Source organism: Terriglobus albidus, assembly GCF_008000815.1.
In the GTDB taxonomy this organism is placed as follows: Bacteria; Acidobacteriota; Terriglobia; order Terriglobales; family Acidobacteriaceae; genus Terriglobus; species Terriglobus albidus_A.
Genome location: NZ_CP042806.1, coordinates 1599747 through 1620246, shown reverse-complemented (window position 1 = coordinate 1620246; position 20500 = coordinate 1599747). Strand labels below are relative to the sequence as shown.

Annotated in this window: 24 protein-coding genes; 5 read left to right on the top strand and 19 right to left on the bottom strand. The window is 60.2% G+C overall.

The annotated features are described in order from the left end of the window. Nucleotides 1-5: 5 nt before the first annotated feature. The 6 genes from atpA to hfq form a co-directional block, all read right to left on the bottom strand. A complete protein-coding gene (gene atpA, locus FTW19_RS06485) occupies nucleotides 6-1553 on the bottom strand; it encodes a F0F1 ATP synthase subunit alpha (RefSeq protein ID WP_147646861.1) in 1548 nt (515 codons plus the stop codon). Between the two features lie 71 nt (nucleotides 1554-1624). Next, nucleotides 1625-2164, bottom strand: coding sequence for an ATP synthase F1 subunit delta (gene atpH, locus FTW19_RS06480; protein WP_147646860.1), 540 nt, complete (start codon nucleotides 2162-2164; stop codon nucleotides 1625-1627). Beyond that, nucleotides 2164-2874, bottom strand: a complete 711-nt coding sequence (locus FTW19_RS06475; RefSeq protein WP_246153610.1) for an ATP synthase F0 subunit B — start codon at nucleotides 2872-2874, stop codon at nucleotides 2164-2166. Before FTW19_RS06475 ends, atpH begins: the two co-directional genes overlap by 1 nt. Beyond that, on the bottom strand, nucleotides 2871-3335 hold the full coding sequence (locus FTW19_RS06470; protein WP_147646859.1) for an ATP synthase F0 subunit B: 465 nt from the start codon (nucleotides 3333-3335) through the stop codon (nucleotides 2871-2873). Before FTW19_RS06470 ends, FTW19_RS06475 begins: the two co-directional genes overlap by 4 nt. A 587-nt stretch (nucleotides 3336-3922) precedes the next feature. Beyond that, on the bottom strand, nucleotides 3923-5335 hold the full coding sequence (gene hflX, locus FTW19_RS06465) for a GTPase HflX (protein WP_147650509.1): 1413 nt from the start codon (nucleotides 5333-5335) through the stop codon (nucleotides 3923-3925). Between the two features lie 41 nt (nucleotides 5336-5376). Further along, complete coding sequence (gene hfq, locus FTW19_RS06460) at nucleotides 5377-5682, bottom strand: RNA chaperone Hfq (RefSeq protein ID WP_246153609.1); 306 nt, start codon at nucleotides 5680-5682, stop codon at nucleotides 5377-5379. 293 nt (nucleotides 5683-5975) lie between these two features. Here hfq and FTW19_RS06455 point away from each other — a divergent pair, with 293 nt between their 5' ends. Continuing rightward, nucleotides 5976-7094 carry a DegT/DnrJ/EryC1/StrS family aminotransferase gene (locus FTW19_RS06455; RefSeq protein ID WP_246153608.1) on the top strand — a complete coding sequence of 373 codons (1119 nt, stop codon included), beginning with the start codon at nucleotides 5976-5978 and terminating at the stop codon, nucleotides 7092-7094. Between the two features lie 205 nt (nucleotides 7095-7299). Here the strand turns inward: FTW19_RS06455 and pqqE are convergent, their stop codons facing one another. The 7 genes from pqqE to FTW19_RS06420 all read right to left on the bottom strand — a co-directional run bounded on the left by pqqE (nucleotide 7300) and on the right by FTW19_RS06420 (nucleotide 13039). Continuing rightward, a complete protein-coding gene (gene pqqE / locus FTW19_RS06450; protein ID WP_147646858.1) occupies nucleotides 7300-8373 on the bottom strand; it encodes a pyrroloquinoline quinone biosynthesis protein PqqE in 1074 nt (357 codons plus the stop codon). Nucleotides 8374-8380: 7 nt separating this feature from the next. Next, on the bottom strand, nucleotides 8381-8686 hold the full coding sequence (locus FTW19_RS06445; protein WP_187143331.1) for a PqqD family peptide modification chaperone: 306 nt from the start codon (nucleotides 8684-8686) through the stop codon (nucleotides 8381-8383). Beyond that, nucleotides 8683-9423, bottom strand: a complete 741-nt coding sequence (gene pqqC, locus FTW19_RS06440; RefSeq protein WP_147646856.1) for a pyrroloquinoline-quinone synthase PqqC — start codon at nucleotides 9421-9423, stop codon at nucleotides 8683-8685. The genes FTW19_RS06445 and pqqC overlap by 4 nt, the downstream gene beginning before the upstream one ends. Further along, nucleotides 9411-10298, bottom strand: a complete 888-nt coding sequence (gene pqqB, locus FTW19_RS06435) for a pyrroloquinoline quinone biosynthesis protein PqqB (RefSeq protein WP_432445172.1) — start codon at nucleotides 10296-10298, stop codon at nucleotides 9411-9413. Before pqqB ends, pqqC begins: the two co-directional genes overlap by 13 nt. Before the next feature lie 18 nt (nucleotides 10299-10316). Further along, the gene (gene pqqA / locus FTW19_RS26405; protein ID WP_147650507.1) at nucleotides 10317-10397 is read right to left on the bottom strand and encodes a pyrroloquinoline quinone precursor peptide PqqA; all 81 of its coding nucleotides are present in this window, start codon (nucleotides 10395-10397) and stop codon (nucleotides 10317-10319) included. A gap of 259 nt (nucleotides 10398-10656) precedes the next feature. Beyond that, complete coding sequence (locus FTW19_RS06425) at nucleotides 10657-11793, bottom strand: SH3 domain-containing protein (protein WP_147646854.1); 1137 nt, start codon at nucleotides 11791-11793, stop codon at nucleotides 10657-10659. 139 nt (nucleotides 11794-11932) lie between these two features. Continuing rightward, nucleotides 11933-13039 carry a lactonase family protein gene (locus tag FTW19_RS06420; protein ID WP_187143329.1) on the bottom strand — a complete coding sequence of 369 codons (1107 nt, stop codon included), beginning with the start codon at nucleotides 13037-13039 and terminating at the stop codon, nucleotides 11933-11935. On the opposite strand from FTW19_RS06420, the gene FTW19_RS06415 reads away from it, so the two are divergent. Further along, nucleotides 13021-14112, top strand: coding sequence for a M20/M25/M40 family metallo-hydrolase (locus FTW19_RS06415; RefSeq protein ID WP_246153606.1), 1092 nt, complete (start codon nucleotides 13021-13023; stop codon nucleotides 14110-14112). The two genes, FTW19_RS06420 and FTW19_RS06415, sit on opposite strands and share 19 nt — an antisense overlap. Nucleotides 14113-14282: 170 nt before the next feature. On the opposite strand, the gene FTW19_RS06410 is transcribed toward FTW19_RS06415, so the two are convergent. The 6 genes from FTW19_RS06410 to nadA all read right to left on the bottom strand — a co-directional run bounded on the left by FTW19_RS06410 (nucleotide 14283) and on the right by nadA (nucleotide 18043). Then, nucleotides 14283-14828, bottom strand: a complete 546-nt coding sequence (locus tag FTW19_RS06410; protein WP_147646852.1) for a carboxymuconolactone decarboxylase family protein — start codon at nucleotides 14826-14828, stop codon at nucleotides 14283-14285. Nucleotides 14829-14909: 81 nt separating this feature from the next. Further along, a complete protein-coding gene (locus tag FTW19_RS06405; protein ID WP_147646851.1) occupies nucleotides 14910-15446 on the bottom strand; it encodes a peroxiredoxin in 537 nt (178 codons plus the stop codon). Between the two features lie 103 nt (nucleotides 15447-15549). Then, nucleotides 15550-15984 carry a Fur family transcriptional regulator gene (locus FTW19_RS06400; protein ID WP_147646850.1) on the bottom strand — a complete coding sequence of 145 codons (435 nt, stop codon included), beginning with the start codon at nucleotides 15982-15984 and terminating at the stop codon, nucleotides 15550-15552. A 124-nt stretch (nucleotides 15985-16108) separates the two neighbouring features. Continuing rightward, on the bottom strand, nucleotides 16109-16537 hold the full coding sequence (locus tag FTW19_RS06395; RefSeq protein WP_147646849.1) for a DUF2203 domain-containing protein: 429 nt from the start codon (nucleotides 16535-16537) through the stop codon (nucleotides 16109-16111). A 7-nt stretch (nucleotides 16538-16544) separates the two neighbouring features. Continuing rightward, nucleotides 16545-16916 (bottom strand): hypothetical protein, encoded by a 372-nt coding sequence (locus FTW19_RS06390; protein WP_147646848.1) that lies wholly within the window; start codon nucleotides 16914-16916, stop codon nucleotides 16545-16547. 2 nt (nucleotides 16917-16918) lie between these two features. Next, the gene (gene nadA, locus FTW19_RS06385) at nucleotides 16919-18043 is read right to left on the bottom strand and encodes a quinolinate synthase NadA (protein ID WP_246153605.1); all 1125 of its coding nucleotides are present in this window, start codon (nucleotides 18041-18043) and stop codon (nucleotides 16919-16921) included. Between the two features lie 239 nt (nucleotides 18044-18282). Here nadA and FTW19_RS06380 point away from each other — a divergent pair, with 239 nt between their 5' ends. The 3 genes from FTW19_RS06380 to FTW19_RS06370 are packed head-to-tail and all read left to right on the top strand — an operon-like array spanning nucleotide 18283 to nucleotide 20496. Then, nucleotides 18283-18798, top strand: a complete 516-nt coding sequence (locus FTW19_RS06380; protein WP_147646847.1) for a twin-arginine translocase TatA/TatE family subunit — start codon at nucleotides 18283-18285, stop codon at nucleotides 18796-18798. After that, nucleotides 18791-19573: a twin-arginine translocase subunit TatC gene (tatC, locus tag FTW19_RS06375; protein ID WP_147646846.1), complete on the top strand. Its 783-nt coding sequence runs from the start codon at nucleotides 18791-18793 to the stop codon at nucleotides 19571-19573. The genes FTW19_RS06380 and tatC overlap by 8 nt, the downstream gene beginning before the upstream one ends. Beyond that, nucleotides 19570-20496, top strand: coding sequence for a M28 family peptidase (locus FTW19_RS06370; protein ID WP_147646845.1), 927 nt, complete (start codon nucleotides 19570-19572; stop codon nucleotides 20494-20496). The genes tatC and FTW19_RS06370 overlap by 4 nt, the downstream gene beginning before the upstream one ends. Nucleotides 20497-20500 lie beyond the last annotated feature (4 nt).

Below are 20500 nucleotides of genomic sequence, written 5' to 3'. Positions count from 1 at the left end.
GTCGGTTAGGCCTTGGCGGCCGCAACCTCCTTCGGCTTACGCTCCGCGAGGAAGTTCTTCTTGTACTCGGTGATGGCTTCGGTCAGCTTCTTCTTGACCTCGTCATCGAGCTGCTTCTTGGTGGCGATATCGTTCAGCACGCCATTGCCGTTGGCCTCGAGGAAGGGGAACAGACCGTCCTCAAACGCGCGGAGTTGCTTCACTTCGACATCGTCCAGCAGACCCTGGGTACCGGCGAACAGAATCGCAACCTGGTTCTCCACCGGCAGCGGCTGGAACTGCGGCTGCTTCAGCAGCTCGGTCAGGCGCTGGCCGCGGGCGAGCTGGCGCTGCGTGGCCGGATCGAGATCCGAACCGAACTGCGCGAAGGCCGCGAGCTCACGATACTGTGCCAGATCAAGCTTCAGCGTCGAACCCACCTGCTTGGTCGCCTTGATGGCGGCAGCGAATCCTACACGGCTTACCGACAGACCTACGTTCACGGCCGGGCGGATACCCGAGTTGAACAGATCGGTCTCGAGAAAGATCTGGCCGTCGGTGATCGAGATAACGTTGGTCGGAATGTACGCCGCAACGTCGCCGGCCTGGGTCTCGATGATCGGAAGAGCCGTCAGCGAACCGCCGCCCTTCTCCTTGCTCATCTTGGCCGAACGCTCCAGCAGACGCGAGTGCAGATAGAAGACGTCGCCGGGGTAAGCTTCACGGCCCGGAGGACGGCGCAGCAGTAGCGAGATCTCGCGGTAGGCCACGGCGTGCTTCGACAGATCGTCATAGATCACCAGCGCGTGCTTGCCGTTGTCGCGGAAGTACTCACCGATTGCGGTCGCGGTGTACGGCGCCAGGTACGACATAGGCGCCGGCTCGGAGGCCGTCGCGGCGACGACGACGGTATAGGCCATCGCGCCCTTCTCTTCCAGAGTCTGTACGACCTGGGCTACCGACGAACGCTTCTGACCGATCGCGCAGTAGATGCAGATCAGGTCGTTCTTCGCCGAGTTGATGATGGTGTCCAGAGCAACGGCTGTCTTACCGGTCTGGCGGTCGCCGATGAGCAACTCACGCTGTCCACGGCCGATCGGAATCATCGAGTCGATGGCCTTGATACCGGTCGCCATCGGCTCGGTCACCGACTGACGGTCGATGACACCCGGAGCGATACGCTCGATAGGCAGCGAGTGCGGCGTGTTGATCGGTCCCTTGTCGTCGATCGGCTGGCCGAGCGCGTTGACCACGCGGCCCACCATCGCCTCACCTACCGGCACCGACATAATCGTGCCCGTGCGCTTGACCTGGTCGCCTTCGCTGATCTGGGTGTAATCGCCCAGAACCACGGCGCCGACCTGGCCCTCGTCCAGGTTCATGGCCAGACCCGCAATACCCTTGGGGAACTCGAGCAGCTCGCCGGCCATTACCTTGTCCAGGCCATGGATACGGGCGATACCGTCGCCGAGCGAGATCACCGTGCCGACCTCGTCGACCTGTACACGCTGCTCGTAGTTCTCAATCTGCTGCCGCAGAAGTTCGGTTATCTCATCTGCTTTGATCTGAGCCATTCCGTCGTTTCCTCTTCAATCCCTTGATACTGATGTTTGTCGCGGTGTGTCTTGTGCGTTTCCGCCGCGGCTTACGCGTTGACCAGCTTTTGTTTCAACTGGGCCAACTGCGCCTTGACCGAGCCGTCATACAGCGTCGATCCAATCCTGATAATCGCTCCACCCAGCAGCGAGGCGTCCTGCTTATAGCTGGCGCGCACCTTGCCACCGGCCAGGGCTCCGGCCTTCTGCTCCAGCAACGCCTTATCCTCGCCGGTCAAAGGATGGGCGCTGATGATCTCAGCTTCCGAAATTCCAGCTTGTCTGTCAGCGATGGCATTGTACTGATCCAACACGTCGCCCAGCATCTCCATGCGGTCGTGCGCGGTCAACACCGCCAGGAAGTTCCGTACCTGCTTACTGAAGCCGATCTTCCCACCCACCGCGTCCAGCACCTTCACCTTGGTGGCCTGATCGATCGACGGATTCTCCAGGAGCTCACGAAGCTCACGGCTGCCGGCCAGCGTGCCGGCAAAGTCATCGAGCTGTTGGCGGACCTGCTCGCGGTCGAGCTGCGCTGCAGCCACCACATCCGCAAAAGCCTGCGCGTAACGAAGAGTGACATCCGCCATTAGTTCTGGCCTCCGTTCCCGCCCAGACGCTCCGCAAAGCTGCGGATCAACAGGCGGTCAGTCTCAGCCGAAACTTGCAGCTTCTGTGCTGCCTGCGAGATCGCCAGCTCGGCTGCGTACTCTTTGATGGCGCGCTGCGCATGGGCGCTGGCTGCGGCAACCTCCTGCTCGGCAGCAGTAACAATCTTGTTCTTCTCGTCCTCGAGCTGCGCCTTCATACGTGCCTCTTCGGCGGCGGCATCGGCAGCGGCCTGTGACTTCAGCGCGGAGATCTCACCATCCAGCTTCGCCAGGCGAGCCTCGACGGCGGACATACGGGCGTTGGCAGCCTCAGTCGCCGAACGGGCGTCGTTGATCTGCTTGCCGATAATGGCGGAGCGATTACGGAAGGCCTTGGGTAGCGACTTCATCAGGCCGTAGAGAACGGCAATCGCGAGGATCGCAAAGTTAAGCACCTGGAAGGCGGTGGCGGCGGTGTCCGGCTGCATGCCCAAGGCATGACCGATCTTCACGACCATCGGGCTCTTCAGGAAGGCTTCGTTAGAATCTTCTTCCTTCTTCTCAGACTTCAGCTCTTCGGGAGCCGTCAGCTCCGGCTTATCCTGCTTGGCGGCGGGGGCGGGGGCAGCTTCCTGCGCAAAGGTCAGCGGCGAGGGCGCAGCAAGAACACCGGCGAGCATCGCCGCAAACAAAATCTTCTTCAACTTCACTGCGCGCCTCCAGCCAGAACTTCCGCTGGCAAAATGGCCTTCAGGACCTGAGCCGAAAGCTGCTCGCTGGCCACCTCAATCTGCTTCTTCGCCTCAGTGAGGCTCTGCTCTACCTGTTGGCGGGCTGCGGTGACACGCGTCTGCGCCTGCTCGCGCGCTTCGGCCAGAATGGCCTCACGCTCGGCGTTGAACTGCTGCACACGCTTCTGACGGGCTTCGAAGATCTCGGCACGCGCAATGCGCAACCGCTCTTCATACTCCGACGTCTTGCTTTCAGCGGAGGCTACAGCCGACTTAGCCTGCTCCATGGCGCCGGAAGTACGCGCGCGGCGCTCGGACAGCGTCTTCTCCAGAGGACGGCGCACCAGTACGCTATAGGCGATCACCACGAGCGTAAACAACACAATCGTCGGCACGGAGCCGAGCACAAGTTCGCTAAGTGTAGCTAGGATCTCATTCATGAAATGGCTTGTCTGGAAAGCTGCCGTAACCGCGGGAACGGATCTTCAGGGCAGCGAAAGAGGCTTTCTTTTCTTCCCTTCGACATCTTATTTGTAACAAGGCATTTTGGGGCATGTCAATGTGCATTCGTGCGATAAAAGAACTAGCAAGTCGCTATTCGCACAATTTGACATCCCTGAAATATCCCCGAAAAGTACTTGACGCAATAGAGAACCGGAGTACCCTTTAAGTCACCACCTGGACCCAATTCAGGGTCAATCAGGCCGCCTCGCCGGGGACACTCTCCGCTCCCCCTCTTTGAGGCGGCCTGGTCATTTAAACGCTCAACATGGCACCTATTTTTGGGAGAAGATGGGTATCTGAGCGAAGTTCGAGCCGTAGTGCTTCCCGTACAAATGCATCAGCGGCTTCTATGAGGGCAATCTTATCCATGCCGAAGCACTCCATCCCGCGCCACATCTTCTTTGTCATTTCGTAGCGAAGCGGAGAAATCTGCTTCTCAACCCATCGGTTGAGGGCGGCGTCGCGTAAAGCGGGTCCTTCGCATTCGCTCAGGATGACAAACAAAACTACATTTTCTGCCGTCCTACGACGCCGGCTCCAACTGAAACCGCCGATACCGCCCCAGCAGACTCGCCGGGCCCCGTGCCCTCAGATAAACCAGATTCCCCTCGAACCGCTTCTTCTCAATAAACGCCCCAGCCTCAATCGCCGCCAGCGCCGCGCCCTGCTTCTGGGGGATGCGGAACTCGGCCGTCTCCGTAGGATCAGCCGCGCCTTCGCCGCCGATGCGTTCATCGATCAGCGTGATCAACCGCTCCAGGCCCTCGCCCGTCTTCGCGCTCACCGTGACCAGATCGCCTTTACCCGCGTGATGCCAGAGGTCATTCCGCTGCGCCTCATCTAACAGATCGGCCTTGTTCATCACCTCAATCACCGGCTTGCGCCCGGCATCGAGCTCCCCCAGCACCTTCTCCACCTGCGTCTTCTGCTCATCCAGCATCGGCGACGAAGCATCGCGCACGTGCAGCAGAATCTCTGCGCGCTCCACTTCTTCCAGCGTGGCGCGGAAGCTGGTGACCAGCGTGTGCGGCAGATTGCGGATAAAACCGACCGTATCGCTGAGCAACACCTTGCGCCGTGAAGGCAGCGCAAGCTGACGCAGCTTCGGGTCGAGCGTTGCGAACATGCGGCTCGACTCCAGCACGCCCGCCTCTGTCAGCGCATTGAACAACGTGCTCTTCCCCGCATTCGTATAGCCCACCAGCGCCACCACCGGCACGGGAACACCTTCACGCCGCTGCCGCTGCTGGCGGCGGATGCGCCGCACCTGTTCGAGTTGTCCTTTTACATGGTCGATGCGGACACGGATGCGCCGACGGTCGGTTTCGAGTTTGGTTTCACCGGGGCCACGGGTTCCGATGCCGCCGCCAAGCTGGCTCATCGCCTTGCCTCGTCCGGCCAACCGTGGCAGCTGATACTCAAGCTGCGCCAGCTCTACCTGCAACTGGCCCTCACGGGTCCGCGCATGACGCGCAAAGATGTCGAGGATAAGCTGCGTGCGGTCGATCACGCGGCACGGCAACAGCTTTTCAAGATTGCGAAGCTGCGAGGGAGAGAGGTCGTGGTCAAACAGCACCAGCTCGGCGCCCGTGCTCTCGGCCATGGCGACAATCTCTTCCGCCTTGCCCTGACCCACCAGCAACGCAGGGTCGGGCTTCTGCCGCCGCTGGATCATGACCGAGGCGATCTCCGCTCCGGCCGAACGCGCCAGCTCACGGAACTCCTCGAGCGCGGCCTCAAAGTCGAGGTCAGCCACAGGCACGGCAGGTTCTACGGGAACGCCGGTCGCTGCAGCATCAATAGCTGCAGAGGCGCGCGCCCGCGCAGCCACGTACGGAACCTGCCGCCGCTCGCCGGTAAACTCCACCGCGACCAGAACAGCTCGCTCCGCGTGTGTGCTCAGACTGCGTTCGCGAAGTTCGTCAGCCTGCCGCAGCCTCTCTATGAGAAGCCGCGGCTTCTGTATGCCTGCCAATGCTAGGCACCTGCGGGCTCATGCGCGGCGACAGCGGCCGACGAAGGAGCGCCATGCGACATGGCGGATCCATGCGGCCGTTCGCCGTGACCCGTAGCGGACCGCCCACTGACCACGGTGGAGATAGCGTGCTTGAAGATCAACTGCTCCTGGCTGTTGTTCTCGAGCAACACGGAATACTTGTCGAAGGAGCGGATACGGCCCGTCAGCTTCACGCCACTTACGAGGTAGATCGTGATGGGGCTCTTGTCTTTGCGGACAGTGTTGAGAAAAGTGTCCTGAATGTTCTGCGCCGGCTTCGAATCCATAAAGGCCGATCTCCTTTTAGATTTTCTGGTTCAAAATGCGTTGCTGGAAACAGTGAAGCTGCACCGCTTCCCCCGGGTTATGTGAGGGAAACTGCAGCGGCGTCCAGACTCAAAAGTCCTGAGCGAGTTCACAATACGAGCATTGTGCCGAATTTTCAACACTTGCTGCCCTAATAGACGCACAGGGATGCCCTTAGGCTGCTCAAAATTTGCTGTTTCTTCGCACTCCCCCTGACTTTCTTTCATCTGCGCCTCACTTTCTTTCATTCTTCAGGGAGCTTAAGATCAACCTCGTGCCGAACGCCGTTCCTTTGCTCGATTTTTCTCGTGAATACCAGCTCCGCCGCGAAGAGATTCTCGCCGCCCTGGAACTGGTCGCCGACTCCCAGAAGTTCATCCTTGGGCCCGAAGTCGAACAATTTGAAGCAGCAGCCGCTGCCGCTCTGCAGGTCAAGCACGCCATCGGCTGCGCTTCCGGCACAGACGCCCTCTGGCTCGCCCTGGCAGCCGCCGGCGTAGGTCCGGGTGACGAGGTCATCACCACCCCGTTCAGCTTCTTCGCCTCTACCTCGGCCATCCTGCGCGCGGGCGCTATCCCGGTCTTCGCCGATATCGACCCGGTCACCTTCAACCTGTCTCCCGCCGCTGCCGAAGCCGTAATTACCCCGCGCACCAAAGCCATTCTCCCGGTCCACCTCTACGGCCAGCCCGTCGACTGGGACCACTTCCAGCAGATCGCAGACCGCCACAAACTGCTGCTCATCGAAGACGCCGCCCAGGCCTGGGGAGCACGCTGGAAGCAGATCCCGGCCGGGTCGCTCGGCGCCTCCGCGGCCTTCAGCTTCTACCCCACCAAAAACCTCGCCGCCATGGGCGATGCCGGCATGGTCACCACGAACGACGACACCGTCGCCGACCACGCACGCGCCCTGCGCACTCACGGCATGCGCCAGCGCTACTTCCACGATGAGATCGGATGGAACGCCCGCCTCGACAGCTTCCAGGCAGCGGTGCTGAACGTCCGGCTGAAGTACGTCACCGCCGGCAATGAAGAACGCGCTCAAATCGCGGAGAACTACCTGCACCTCTTCCAGCAGGCCGGTCTGATCGGCGCCATCACGCTGCCGGAGATGCTGACCAACGCCCACTCCGCCTGGCACCAGTACGTCATTCGCGCCCCACGCCGCAACGACCTGCGGACACACCTCACCGCCCATCAGATCGGCACCGAGATCTACTACCCGCTGCCGATTCACCTGCAGCCGTCACTCTCCCATCTTGGCTATATGGCAGGTACGTTCCCACACTCCGAACAGGCGGCGCATGAGGTTCTGGCTCTACCCATCTTCCCCGGACTGCGGATGGACGAACAGGAGTTGGTCGTCCAACGGATCGCCGAGTTTTATTTTTAAGCGCGGTTGAGCCGTTGAATGGTGGTTTGCGGGGCTGGTTAGGCGATTGTGGAGGGTAAAGCAGGTCCTTCGCTTCGCTCAGGATGACAACCAGAAAGCGGTTCGCGCATAGCGCGAATGCCCACATAAGCTACGCGTATGTGGGGCACCCAGTGTATTGGCGCCCGGAACTGCTCACCATTCAACTATTCAACTATTCAACTATTCAACTATTCCGGTAAATCGGCAGTAGATCATCCCCCGCCGGCTTCCGCAGCTCTTCCATCAACCCATGCTGCGGGCTATACGTACACACCGGATCGATCGCTTCCATATCGCCCGTCAACAGAAACGCCTGGCACCGGCATCCGCCGAAGTCGCGTTCTTTCCGCTCGCAGCTTCGGCAGGTCTCCGACATCCACGCGTCACCACGAAACCGCTCAAACGCAGGCGACTGCCCCCAGATCCACGACAGGCTTTTCTCCCGCACGTTGTCGAATGCGAACCCCGGCAGAATACCCGCCGAGTGGCATGGAAGCGCCCGCCCTGCGGGATCGATGAGGATCATCTGCCGTCCCCATCCGCCGACACATGCCTTGGGGAAATTGGCGTAGTAGTCGGGCAGCACAGCGTCCAGATGGATCTTTCCCCGCAGACGCGTCTTCGCTGCTTCCACCACAGGCAGCGCGTACTGCACCTGCTCCTCTGTCGGCATCAGCAGACTGCGGTTCTTCAGCGCCCAGCCGTAGTACTGCACGTGTGCGATCTCGATGCGGTTTGGCTCCAGCGACTCTGCCAGAGCAATCATCTCTTCCAACCGATCAAGGTTCTGCCGGTGCACCACCAGGTTCACCGTGAAGGCAAGCCGCTGCTGCTTGATCAGCGGAACCAGCCCCAGCTTCCAGGCGTGAGCCCGCGTTCCGGCGATGTAGTTGGCCCGTGCCTCATCTGCGTCCTGAAAGCTCAGTTGCAGATGTTCCAGCCCGGCCTGCACCAGCCCTGCGAGCCGTTCCTCGGTCAACCCCACACCCGAGGTCACCATATTCACGTAGAGCCCCGCATCGTGGCCTGCCTGGATCAGCTCAGCCAAATCCTTGCGCGCGAGCGGCTCCCCGCCCGTCAGATGCAGATGCAGGATACCCAGTGCCGCTGCCTCCTGAAAGACACGCCGCCACACCTCGGCCGGAAGCTCCGCCGCTGCCTGCTGCATCTCAATCGGGTTCGAGCAGTAGAGACAGTGCAGCGGGCACCGGTGAGTCACCTCACAGATAAGCGATTGTGGCCGTGTCGTTGCAGGCATTACATCATCACCCCTGCAGCACGCCGCGTTCGGCCAGGCGGCCGAGCAGCGCTACTACATCGTCGAGCATCTCGTTCTCATCGGCTCCTTCATATTTCGCCGCCAGATTATGGACGATCTCACGCACGGTACGTCTGCCATCCACCTCCAGCAAAATGTCGCGCGACGGACCGCTCAGCTCCAGCACGCCCTCGGGGATCAGTACCACGTCCTGCGTCGGATGCAGCCGGTATCCCGGTGTCATCTGCGGAATCGAATCGGGTGTCATGGAGTCGGGGCTCATGGAGTCGGGGCTCATGGAGTCAGAGCTCATGCTTCCCCCTTCGGCAGAAAACATCCCGGAGGCGGTAGCCCGGGAACAACATATGCGTGCTCGATCGCATCGAGCTGCGCCCACAGGATCTCGCACTTGCGCTCCAACGCGCGGATCACCTGCTCCTGCTCTTCGCGGTTGCGGGCGTGCTTCGTCACGTAGTCCAGAGCAAACGCCGCGTCTTCCGGGGCCTGCGTCAACCGGCCCACAAAGTAAGCCAGCCCCGGCTCCAGGTAGGGATAGTGAAGCTTCATCCGGTCCATCCGCAGGCTGATCAACTGCCGCGAGAACAGCTCCGTCAGACTTGACGCTACAGCGACCAGCAGTGAACTGTCACGCACCAGTGAGAGATAAGCATCCACCGAGAAGATCACCGCCGGCAGCACGCCCTTGTAGGCAATCGTGTCTTCACGCGGAACGCCGGCAGCCTCCGCCAACTGAATCCACTTCTCTACACCGCCGTATCCGCTCTCGTCACCATCGTGATCGACAATGCGCTTCCGCCAAGCGCGGCGGAAGGCCGGATCGTCGCTCTTAGCCAACACCAGCGCGTCCTTGATGGGAATGCGGCTCTGGTAGTAGTACCGGTTCAGCGCCCACGCCTGCAGTTGCCCGCGTGTAAGCTCGCCCCGGTGCATCCGCTCATGAAACGGATGCCGGTGGTGGTACTTCGCCTCTCCTACCGCCTGCAGCCGCGCACGCAGCTCGTCCGCAGTCAACATCGTTACAGCTCCCATCCATCCTCCGCGATCTCCCAGCCCCCGGCGAGCACGGCCTTACGCTCATCACTCTGACGGTCGAGAATGGGATTCGTATTGTTCAGGTGTACGAAGACCTTGCGCGGTCCTCGGAGCTCCGCAAGCCGTGCCATCATGCCATCCTCACCGCTCATCGGGATATGACCAATCTCACGCGCCAGCGGCGTCCCGGGCTGCGCCTGTTGCAGCTCATCATCGCTCCAGAAAGTACCGTCGGTGGCGATCGCATCCGCCGCCGCGTATTTGCTATACAGGGCCTCCGAGATATGTCCCACCGCCGGCGTATACACGACCTTCTTCCCCTCACTCGCCAGCACTAGCCCAACCACTGCCTGCCCCGGCTCCGCACCTGCAGCGAAACTCTTCGCGTAATACGGCAGATCGTCGGACATCGGAATCGCCGTACACGTGACTCCCGGCAGCAGCTCAAACGGCTCATCGGGAAGCATCGTGATCCAGGTCAACTGTTGCGGCACACGTTCCAGCATCCGGAAAAAACTATTGGCTTCCAGCACCCGCCGGACCAGTGGCGTCGCATAGACCCGCAGCGGCTGAAACTCACGCATCAGCAAGAGGCCCAGCACCTGGTCCAGATCCGCCGAGGTCAGCACGATGCCCCCAATCGGCGTATTCCGCCGGCCATTCTCCGGCTTGGGCTGCAGCGTGGGTGTTGCTTCAATCTGCACGCGCAGGTCTGGACCTGCGTTCAACAGGACATTCCGCCCATGCGAACGCACCACGGCCTGTAGCTGCAGCCGGGGCGTGCAACGCACGGGATCTCTGCGGCTCAAATCGCACAGAGCACAGGCACAGTTCCACTGCGGAAAACCGCCGCCAGCGGCGGTTCCCAGCAATTGCAATGTAAACAAGGGTTAGATTTCGGCGGGGGAGTAGCTGTTGATCTCGCAGCCGAGGCTTACTTCTTTGAAATCAGGACGGGTCCAGGTCTTCATGTGTCGCTTCTTCCTCTCAAGGTACTGAATGAGTTCTGCGTCTGAGACCGTACTGTGGAGCAAATCTCCTAAAGGTGTAGAGCGGAGTTTTGGCTGTTTGCGCCGTTTTCCTTCGAAGAAAACGGCATTCGCAGATTTATCCAAAACTACAGATCAGGAGAATTGCTCTAAGTACGCCTCAGTGGAGAGAGAATGCCTGAACCGAGCAACGTCTGTAAAGTCGGGCCGCGGAGGCCCCAGACAAACCTTTGCCTCGCAACTACTTGCGTTTTTTGGCAGGCTTCTTCGCGGCCGCCTTGGTCGCCACATCTTCGCTGGCCTTCGCCTCCGCCTGCGGAGTCTCGCCCGGCCGCAGCACCCGCCGCGTGATATTTCCCTCAAGCCGGTAGGTCTTCTGTACCAGCTTTGAGGGCTTCGAGATTCCGGTCACAGGATCGGGGATCACTGGCCCGTTGTCCGCAGCCAAGACCCGATAAATAAACGACGGCGCCGGCAGCGTGCTGGCGCTCGACCGCGGTGCATTCGGCTGCCCCGGATCGGTCTTGACCTCCACCGGCAGGAAACCCTGGATATTGCGATCGCGGAACGCCGTCTCATACCGGTGCTTGGCCCGGTTCCAGGTGAAGACGCGCACCTGGTCGAAGTCGTACGGCAGCCCGGCCTTCCAGCTATTCATGAGTGTGACGAAGATGGGCACCATCTTGTCCGTGCCTTCAACCTCATCGTCTTCGACCTTCGTCAGCACATAGTTGCCCACAATGCGCTGCCCTTCGGCATACCGCGCCACCGAATCAGGCACGTCGACGTCCATCATGCGCGAGAGCAACCAGCCCGACCGGTCTCCCGAGCGCACCATCCACCAGTCCTCCATCGGAGGAGGCGCGGGCGGCTCACCTTCCTTCGCCTGCTGCTGCGGAACTCCACCTGGCACAGGTTTGGGCAGCGTAGCCCTGGCAATGAGCCCCAGCTTCTCTCCCTCATTCAGCCGGTAGAAACGGTCTGTATCGCGGCCCGGCTTCAGGTGCAGGTACACATCGTCCCGCACCACACCGCTGGCCACCGCAGGCTGCCGTGCATATTCCTTCTTCAATGCCTCAAACTGATCGACGATATCCTGCGTCACAACCGCCCGCTCGTTGATCCAGCCCGTCTCGCCCTTATCGGTCACCACGCGGAAGTAGTGCCGCTGGCGCTCGAGTATCTTCAGCTTCTGCCCGTTGTCGACATTTCCCGTACGATTTGACACGGCGGCCAAACGGTCGCGCAGATACGTTCCCTTGGCGGTGACATAGACATACTCGTCCTTGGGTTTAGGGCGCAGGCGGCTGCAGCCCGACAGCAGCGCAAAGGCTGCGGCGAGCGCGAACAATCTACGTTGGAATGACGGGAAGATCACGCCGGGACAGCTCCGAGGATACTATCTGCAGATGATCTTGCGTGAATCACGGTTCGCGGCATGCACCTAGTGCGTCACCTGTAAGGCTTCCATTGGGATTGGGGCGTCACGTTAGTGCGTCCACGTTAGTGCGTCCACGTTAGTGCGTCACTGCCACGGCTACCGGACCGTACGCTGTCGTCGTCGAGCTGACCGTATAAATCCGTCCCGCTGTCGAAGAGTCGAAGGCGTACATCCCCAGATCTGGCGAGCCTCCATTGGCCGCCGCCAGAATGTACTTGCCCGTGGAGTCCGCTGCCAGCGCGGTCATGGTCTTGCCGGCCGAGTACGGCGATCCACTGAGCGCTGTCAGCGCGCCTCCGGTACCGATAGTGAAACCAGAGATCGTACCGTCACCCTGGTTCCCCACATAGACGTACGTTGCTGTGTTATCTACCACTACCGAAGTCGACTGGCCACTCGTCGCAAAGGGCGATCCGCTCACAATTGTCAGCGCCCCGCCAGTGCCGATGGTATAGACCCCCAGCCCCGCCGAGTTCCCGCTGCGGGCGATGAACAGATACGCCGTATTCTTGTCCATCGCAATGGCGTTATCGCTGGTCGACCCCGGAGCCGACAGCCGCTGACTCTCGCTCATCGCACCTGTCGACGTATTGAAGCCGTAGACGATCTCTCCCGCGGTTCCCAGAGCCACGATGACGTAGTTGCCATTAGGAGCGACCTTGATCGCTTTAGGTACTGGCGTCGTTCCCGCGCCGAAGGTATACAACGCTCCGCTGGCAGCCGTCAGTATGCCGGTCGATGTGTTGATGGAGTACTCCTCAATCGTGGTCCCGTCGGCATCCAACGTAAACAGCCACTTCCCGTCCGGCGAGATGTCCATCGACACCACATTGCCATTGGCCACCGCCGCGCCGTTGTTCGCCGCCGTCAGCACACCACCGGTACCGATGGAATACACATACACCACGCCGCTACCCGCGACATACACAAAGGTATTCGCAGGAGTCACCGCAATCGCCGTGGGCGTAAAGCTCAGCGTGTACGGCGATCCGCTTACGGCTACCAGCGCTCCTGTCGACATGGCATAGGCCGTCACCGAGGTCGAACTGGCATTCGCAACGTACACGATGTCCGATCCCGAACTGCTCCCGCCACCATTGATCGGCGGAAAGAAGTCACCGCAACCCGCCAGTAGAACGATTGGCAGAACCACAAAGAAGCGCAATGCACGACGCAGCCTCAACACGCTCACCATTGTCGCAGGAATTGGGTCTGGTCCGTGCCTTTGCCTATAATCCGGCCATGTTCAAACGCTCTTGCATGACCTTTGGCGCCGCCGCGCTGCTGACCCTGACGACCTGCCTGTTGGACGCACAAAGCCCGCAATCCGTTCTGGAACAGCAGGTTCGCGCCGACATGAATTTTCTCGCATCCGATGCACTGCAGGGCCGCGGTTCCGCCACACGTGATGAACACATTGCAGCCCAGTACGCCGCAGCCGTCTTCCAGGAGATCGGCCTGCAACCCGGCAACAATGGCAGCTACCTTCAAAAAGCCCCGGTCGAGCTCCCGGAGCGCGCCAAACAACGCATCGAACAACGCTATGCTCCCGCCGACCGCTTCGAGACCTGGAACGCCGTCGCCATCCTTCCCGGCACCGATCCGAAGCTGAAGTCTGAAGTCATTCTGCTCACCGCCCATCTCGACCACCTGGGCGTTGCCAAACAGCCCGTGAATGGAGACGCGATTTACAACGGAGCAGATGACGACGCCTCTGGCACGACTGCCGTTCTCAACCTCGCCCGCTATCTCGCCCACGCCAAGCCGCCCAAGCGCACCGTTGTCTTCGCCCTCTTTGGTGCGGAGGAGTTCGGCGGCCTGGGATCCCAGGCCTTCCTCGCCCATCCTCCCATTCCGCTCACCAGCATCGTTGCCAACCTGGAATTCGAGATGATCGGCCGTTCTGACTCAGCCGTCCCCGAAGGCACCCTCTGGCTCACCGGCTTTGAGCGCAGCACCCTCGGGCCGGAGCTCGCCAAGCACGGCGCCCACCTCGTGCAGGATCCGCATCCGAAGGAAAACTTCTTCATGCGCAGCGACAACTACGGCCTGGCCCTCGAAGGCATCATCGCCCACACTGTCTCCAGCTACGGCCTCCACACCGACTACCACCAGGTCACCGACGAGATCACCACCATCGACTTCAAACACATGACCACCGCCATCGCCTCCATGGAAGCGCCTGTAGAGTGGCTCATCGACACCAACTGGAAGCCCACGTGGAATCCGGGTGGGAAGCCGGAGAAGAAACCTTAGGACTAAGGTGGCACGATTTGTTGAATGGTTGAATTGTTGAATAGTTGAATGGTTCCTAACCCAGACAATTCCGCGATCACGTGAAAGAAGAAATCCGTGATGAGGCTAATCATCCACCTCACCACGGATTCACTATTCAACCATTCAACTTTTCAACCATTCAACTTCGCCTACGCCGCGGGCGTAGGCGACGCCTTCTCCCCATCCAGCACTACGCCGATGGCGTGAATCACTGAGGTCACGCGGATGGCGGCATTCACCACCTCTTCCGTCATTCCCTTCTGGCGAACCACGTTCTCGTGCGAGCTCACGCACTTGCCGCAGGCGTTCACCGCGGAAACAGCCAGGCACCACAGCTCAAAGTCCACGTGGTCGACGTTGTGGGTGCGTAGCACGTTCATGCGCAGGCGCGCGGGCAGTGTCGCGTACTTCTCGTTGTCCGTCAGGTGATGAAAACGGTAGTAGATGTTGTTCATGCCCATGATCGCCGCGGCTGCCTTGGCGGCGTCCAGGGCGACCGGGGTCAACACCTTGGCTGCTTCTTCAATCGTGGCCGCCGTCAGCTCAGGATTACGGGTTGCGATCGCGGTGCTCACCACGGTTCCCCAAAGCTGCTGCGGGCTGAGCTCAGTGTTCTGCCGGACCAGCGAGCTGAAGTTCAGCTTCAGGTCCTTCGCATAGGCGGGCAGGCTGCCGATCAAATCATCGAGTGCCATGAAATCTCCTCTCACTGCGCCATTCGGGCGCAAGAAAAGGCGGCCACTCCAACAGCGGCCACCTCTTCGGTTCAACTCTGTTTAGACGGCCAGGGTCTCTTCGCCCTTCTGCCAGTTGCAGGGGCAGAGCTCGTCGGTCTGCAGAGCGTCCAGAACACGCAGCACTTCCTGCGGATTGCGGCCCACCGAACCGGCGGTGACGTACACAAACTGGATCACGTTGTTCGGATCCACCAGGAAGGTCGCACGCTGGCAGACGCCGCCATCCGGATCCAGAATGCCGAGCTGGCCCGACAGGTCACGCTTGATATCGGCAAGCATGGGGAAGGGCAGGTCGCGCAGGTCCTCGTGGTTGTTGCGCCACGCCAGGTGCACGAACTCGGAGTCGGTCGATCCGCCCAGGACCTGGCAGTCACGATCCGCAAACTCCTGGTTCAGCTTGCCGAAGCCTGCAATCTCGGTCGGACAAACGAACGTGAAATCCTTCGGCCAGAAGAAGTAAAGCTTCCACTTGCCGGGGAAGGACTCCTCGGTGATCGTCTCAAAGGCCTTGTCCTTATCGCGGCTGACCGTGGCTACCACGGAAAAATTCGGAAACTTCTCGCCAATCTGAAGCATGTGTCTCTCCTTGGGGTGTAGTTATCGCGTGCAGACCGGCACACCGGTCCGCGAAACTCGGAACTGCAAAACTCTCGTAGTCGACTGCGGCGAAATACGGTTGCTAGTTGATCTTCTTTGCCTGGCACTCCGGGCAGATGCCGATGACATCCACCGCGTACCGCTCGACGAGGAACCCGCCTGGCAGTTTCTGATGAGAAGGCAATAGGCCAAGATCGGCTTCATCGATATCCGAAATCGACTTGCACATGGAGCACACCATGTGATGATGCGGCCGGCTGTTCATCTCCACGCGCAGCGTGCCATGGTGCATGCTGACCTCGCGAAAGATACCGCTCTCCACAAACAGATGAATGTTCTTGTAGACGGTCGCCAGACTGATGGCAGGAATCTTCTTCTTCACACGAGCGTAAACCTCTTCCGGAGAGGGGTGCCCGTGCATGCCCTGCATGATCTCAAACAGAACCTGGCGCTGATGCGTCACCGCAATGCCGTGTTGCTGGCACAGTTCGCGGAAGGTTGTTGCAGAGAATTCCATCAAGACTTAGTAAACGATAATTTTTATCGTCTGTCAAACACTATCCCTGGAAAACAGCTGGCCATCCGATAACGAACACCGGAGCGCGCAGGGAAATAGATATCTCTATGGGAATAAAGGAAGATTACTGCAGCTTTTCGCCGCGCGTAAACCGCTCGTCCAGCGGCTTCCGTCCAGCAAAGCCATCTTCCATGGTGTGCCAGTGGGTGATTGCAGACTCGCCCTGTTTCCAGCAGAGAAGCACCACGCGGTCCTCAAGCTGGAAGGGAAAATCCAACAGACCGGTGTCCAGATCCTTCACCTGAACCCCAATAGCGTCGATCTCCGCCAGGGTGTCCTTGGCTTCCTGCACGGCCTTCTCGCGCTGCCCGCGCCGACGGGCCACAGCAGCGATATCGACATGCATGCCGCCATACAGGAAGATCCTCTGCGAGAGGTCCTGCAACTCCCCATCAACCTGCGCCGCCAGGCGCGCTGCCGTTTGTGCCCGCTTTAGCAGGCTTTCCAGCACCGGCAACATGGTCTGCGCCTCGGAAAGGGTAAAGGTCCGCATACGACCATTATGCCCCTAACTCTGCGACTGCGGCCCTCAGATCTGGAAGACGATATCGAAGGTACTCATCCAGCTCAGACCAGCTACTCCAATGGAGGCCCTGAATAAGCCGATGCAGCTCAATTGGCTCTGCCAGGACCACGACATAGCAGCAGAGTTCACCTCTGAAACTTGTGAATTGAAAGCGCAGGTCATCGAGCTCTGCAGTTACCAGAACCCCTCCGGTCGCGCGCCGATTCGGACCGTAGAGAGGCAGGAGTTTCGCTCCCGCCCCTGCAAAGAGATACGGCATCTGGTCCGTAACCACCCGCCCGAAAGCCGCATTCTCCTCAGCCTGCGACGGGAACCAGGAGCTGAATATGGCACCCAGCATGCCCATGGCTAGACCGTGATTTCCAGCATCCGATCCAGCGCCACTCGGGCCCAGTGCTTCACGTCGTCATCCACCTTGATGCGGTTGACAACGTTGCCCTCAACCAGGTTCTCCAGCGCCCATGCCAGGTGCTGCGGGCTGATGCGATACATCGTCGTGCACAGACAGCCCGAATCATCCAGCGTGATAATCTTCTTGCGGCCTTCGAAGAGCTTCGCCATGCGATTGACCAGGTGGATCTCGGTCCCCACGGCAAACATCGCGCCCTCGGGTGCACGCTCAATCACCTCAATCAGCTTCTCGGTCGATCCCGTAGCGTCTGCCTTCTGGCAGACCTCCCACCGGCACTCCGGATGCACAATTACCTGGATCCCCGGATAGTTCGCCCGCACCTGGTCCACATGCTGCGGCAGGAAGCGCTGATGCACTGAACAATGGCCCTTCCACAGGATCACCTTCGCGGCCTTCAGCTTCGCCGGCGAGACACCGCCGCCGATCACCCACGGATCCCATACCACCATCTCGTCCAGCCCGATGCCCATCGCATACGCCGTATTACGGCCAAGATGCTGGTCGGGGAGGAACAAAATCTTTTCTTTGCGGTCGAAGGCCCAGGTAAAGGCTCCCGGTGCGTTCGACGAGGTACAGACCAGTCCGCCGCGCTCGCCGCAGAAGGCTTTGATTGCCGCCGAGGAGTTCATATAGGTCAGCGGCATCACATCCGCCGCAACCCCGGCCCGTTCTAACTGCTCCCAACAGTCCTCTACCTGGCCGATCTCTGCCATATCCGCCATGGAACATCCGGCGTTCAGATCCGGCAGTATTACCTGCTGCCCGCCCTTGCCCAGGACATCGGCGCTCTCAGCCATGAAGTGCACGCCGCAGAAGATCAGATACTTCGCGTCGGTCTGCGCCGCCACCTTCGAAAGCTTGTAACTGTCGCCGGTGTAGTCGGCAAAGCGGATCACCTCATCGCGCTGGTAGTGATGCCCCAGGATGATGGTGGTTTTGCCCAGAATCTTGCGTGCGGTTGCGATACGGGCATCCATGGTGTGGTCGGGTTGGGACAGATAGTTGTCCAGCGAGCAGACGTCAGCCTGCGGCGATTCCAGTACTTCTTCCAGAACACTCACTTCTCTTCCTGCCTTCAGTCACGCTCTTGGCGCAACGGGGATGTTGAAAGCATTACTGCGATGGCTGCAGTGGACTCGCTGCCCTTCGGCCCAGCCCACGGGGATGTTGCAACCACGTCCTGCACCCATAAGACGCCCCAGGGCAGCCCTCCGATGCAAGCTTCTTTACAGGGCGGTGAACGCCCCGTAACAACCTCAGTCTACAGCATTGGGTCGGCTCCGCTATGATGCTGGTAGCGATGCCCAGCTTTGCCGATAGCGTCTTTCTTTTCTTCCTGGCCCTGCTCCTCTTCGGGCCCAAGAAGCTGCCGGAACTCGCCCGTCAGCTCGGAAAGCTGATGGCCGAGTTCCGCCGCGCCTCCAATGAGTTCAAGTATCAGATGGAAGAGGAGTTACGCCTCTCCGAGCAAGCCGAGGAACGCAAAAAACTCGCCGAGCAAGCCAAGGAAGCAGGCCCCGAGGCCGTCAAGCCTATTGCGACCGAGGGTGAGGTAAGCATCATGCCTCCCTCCACCGGCCTGCCGACTCCGGCCGGCTCCAGCGAAACGGAAGCCTCCACGTCAGCCGACCCGGCTACGCAGACTGAAGCTGACGCCGTCAGCGCTTTGGTAGATTCCGTTCCGGTCGAGGCCGTTAGATCCGAGACCATTGGGGCCGAGCCCATTCTGTCCGAGCCCATCCCGCAAATTCCTTCCGAGCTCGATCAGCATCTGGATCCAGCCCACACGCACACCACGCAGGAGACCCATGGCTGACGTCATCGATCGCGCCCGGGCGGCAGTAACGGACCGCGCCGAACTGCCAGGCATGAGCCTGATGGAGCATCTCGACGAGCTCCGCAAGCGCCTGATCCGCGCCGTCATCTTCCTGGTGATCGGAATGGCCGTCGCCTACGCCTTCCACGAGCGCCTCTACGACATCGTGCAGAAGCCGCTCACCGACCTGCACCTGAAGCTCAACTTCACCCACCCGACCGACGGCCTGAACCTTTCACTCAAGACGGCGCTTTATGGCGGAGCGATCCTCGCCGCGCCTTTCATCCTCTACCAGGTCTGGCTCTTCATCGCTCCCGGTCTCTACCAGAACGAAAAGAAGTACGTCACGCCCTTCATGGTGGCGACCATTGGCCTCTTCTTCGCCGGCGCTTGGTTCGGTTACCGCTGGGTGCTACCCGAAGGCCTCCGCGTCCTCATTCTTGGCTTCGGCAAGCAATTCAATCCCATCATCACCATTGAGGACTACACCAACTTCTTTCTTGCCGTGATCCTCGGTCTCGGAGCCTGTTTTGAGCTGCCGGTGCTCATCTTCTTCCTCGCGCTCTTCGGCATCGTCGATGCCAAGTTCCTCTGGAAGAACGTGCGCTACGCCGTCATGATCATCTTTGTCATCGCGGCCATCATCTGCCCGACGCCGGATCCTTTTGGCATGTGCCTCTTCGCCTCACCCATGCTGGCGCTCTACTTCCTCTCGATTCTGGTTGCCTACATGGTCCACCCGAAGCGCCGTGAGGCCAAGGCAAAGAAGGCATGAAGCTTCGTCTTGTAGCCCGCGCACTCCTCTCCCTGGCAGTGCTCAGTGCTTTCGCGCAGGGACAAAAGTTCAGTGGCGTGCGCGCCATGGACCTAACCCGGCAATACGTCACCACCAGCGGACCACGTTGGCTGGGCTCGCCCGGTCACGCCAAAGCCGAAGCCTTCATCAAAAAGTTCTTCGCGCCTGAGATCGCGAAAGGTCAGTTCGAAGAGGATGCCTTCACCGCCAGCACCCCGGCAGGCTACCTTCCCGGTAAGAACTTCATCGTGAAGTTCCCCGGCAAGAAGGACGGCATCATCGTCCTGGCATCGCATTACGAGACCAACTATCCGCTGCGCAACATCAACTTCGTTGGCGCCAATGACGGCGGAGCCACCACAGCCCTGTTGATGGAGATGGCCAACGTCCTCCGTACCCATCCGCCCGAGGGCTACTCCGTATGGCTGCTCTTCGATGACGCGGAAGAGGCGGTCGGCGACCACTGGGATACGCAGCGTGACGCCCTCTACGGCACCAAGCATATCGCCGCGAAGTGGGCGGCCAATGGCACTTTGCCAAAGATCAAGGCCTTTCTTCTCGCCGACATGTGCGCCGACAAGGACCTGAACATCAACCGCGAGACCAACAGCACTCCCTGGCTCACGGATCTGCTTAAGCAGGCGGCCAAGAATACTGGTCACTCGAACTCCATCTTCAAACTCGAGTCCGCCGTCGAAGACGATCACCTCCCCTTCAAACAGCGCGGAGTGCCCGTCCTCGACATCATCGACATCAACTACGGTCCCTCCAGCTTCATGCATCCCGACGGATACCATCACACCGCCGATGACACGCTGGACAAGATCTCGGCCGCGAGCCTGCAGATCTCCGGTGACCTGTTCGTGGAGATGATCCGGCTCATCAACCAGAGCGGTCACTAGAACC

What these genes read in the sequence shown, in the direction of transcription:
- atpA (WP_147646861.1), bottom strand. Translation starts at nt 1,553, where the DNA reads ATGGCTCAGATCAAAGCAGATGAGATAACCGAACTTCTGCGGCAGCAG.
- atpH (WP_147646860.1), bottom strand. Translation starts at nt 2,164, where the DNA reads ATGGCGGATGTCACTCTTCGTTACGCGCAGGCTTTTGCGGATGTGGTG.
- FTW19_RS06470 (WP_147646859.1), bottom strand. Translation starts at nt 3,335, where the DNA reads ATGAATGAGATCCTAGCTACACTTAGCGAACTTGTGCTCGGCTCCGTG.
- hfq (WP_246153609.1), bottom strand. Translation starts at nt 5,682, where the DNA reads ATGGATTCGAAGCCGGCGCAGAACATTCAGGACACTTTTCTCAACACT.
- pqqE (WP_147646858.1), bottom strand. Translation starts at nt 8,373, where the DNA reads ATGCCTGCAACGACACGGCCACAATCGCTTATCTGTGAGGTGACTCAC.
- FTW19_RS06445 (WP_187143331.1), bottom strand. Translation starts at nt 8,686, where the DNA reads ATGAGCTCTGACTCCATGAGCCCCGACTCCATGAGCCCCGACTCCATG.
- pqqC (WP_147646856.1), bottom strand. Translation starts at nt 9,423, where the DNA reads ATGGGAGCTGTAACGATGTTGACTGCGGACGAGCTGCGTGCGCGGCTG.
- pqqA (WP_147650507.1), bottom strand. Translation starts at nt 10,397, where the DNA reads ATGAAGACCTGGACCCGTCCTGATTTCAAAGAAGTAAGCCTCGGCTGC.
- FTW19_RS06415 (WP_246153606.1), top strand. Translation starts at nt 13,021, where the DNA reads ATGCACGACGCAGCCTCAACACGCTCACCATTGTCGCAGGAATTGGGT.
- FTW19_RS06410 (WP_147646852.1), bottom strand. Translation starts at nt 14,828, where the DNA reads ATGGCACTCGATGATTTGATCGGCAGCCTGCCCGCCTATGCGAAGGAC.
- FTW19_RS06405 (WP_147646851.1), bottom strand. Translation starts at nt 15,446, where the DNA reads ATGCTTCAGATTGGCGAGAAGTTTCCGAATTTTTCCGTGGTAGCCACG.
- FTW19_RS06400 (WP_147646850.1), bottom strand. Translation starts at nt 15,984, where the DNA reads ATGGAATTCTCTGCAACAACCTTCCGCGAACTGTGCCAGCAACACGGC.
- FTW19_RS06395 (WP_147646849.1), bottom strand. Translation starts at nt 16,537, where the DNA reads ATGCGGACCTTTACCCTTTCCGAGGCGCAGACCATGTTGCCGGTGCTG.
- FTW19_RS06390 (WP_147646848.1), bottom strand. Translation starts at nt 16,916, where the DNA reads ATGGGCATGCTGGGTGCCATATTCAGCTCCTGGTTCCCGTCGCAGGCT.
- FTW19_RS06380 (WP_147646847.1), top strand. Translation starts at nt 18,283, where the DNA reads ATGCCCAGCTTTGCCGATAGCGTCTTTCTTTTCTTCCTGGCCCTGCTC.
- tatC (WP_147646846.1), top strand. Translation starts at nt 18,791, where the DNA reads ATGGCTGACGTCATCGATCGCGCCCGGGCGGCAGTAACGGACCGCGCC.
- FTW19_RS06370 (WP_147646845.1), top strand. Translation starts at nt 19,570, where the DNA reads ATGAAGCTTCGTCTTGTAGCCCGCGCACTCCTCTCCCTGGCAGTGCTC.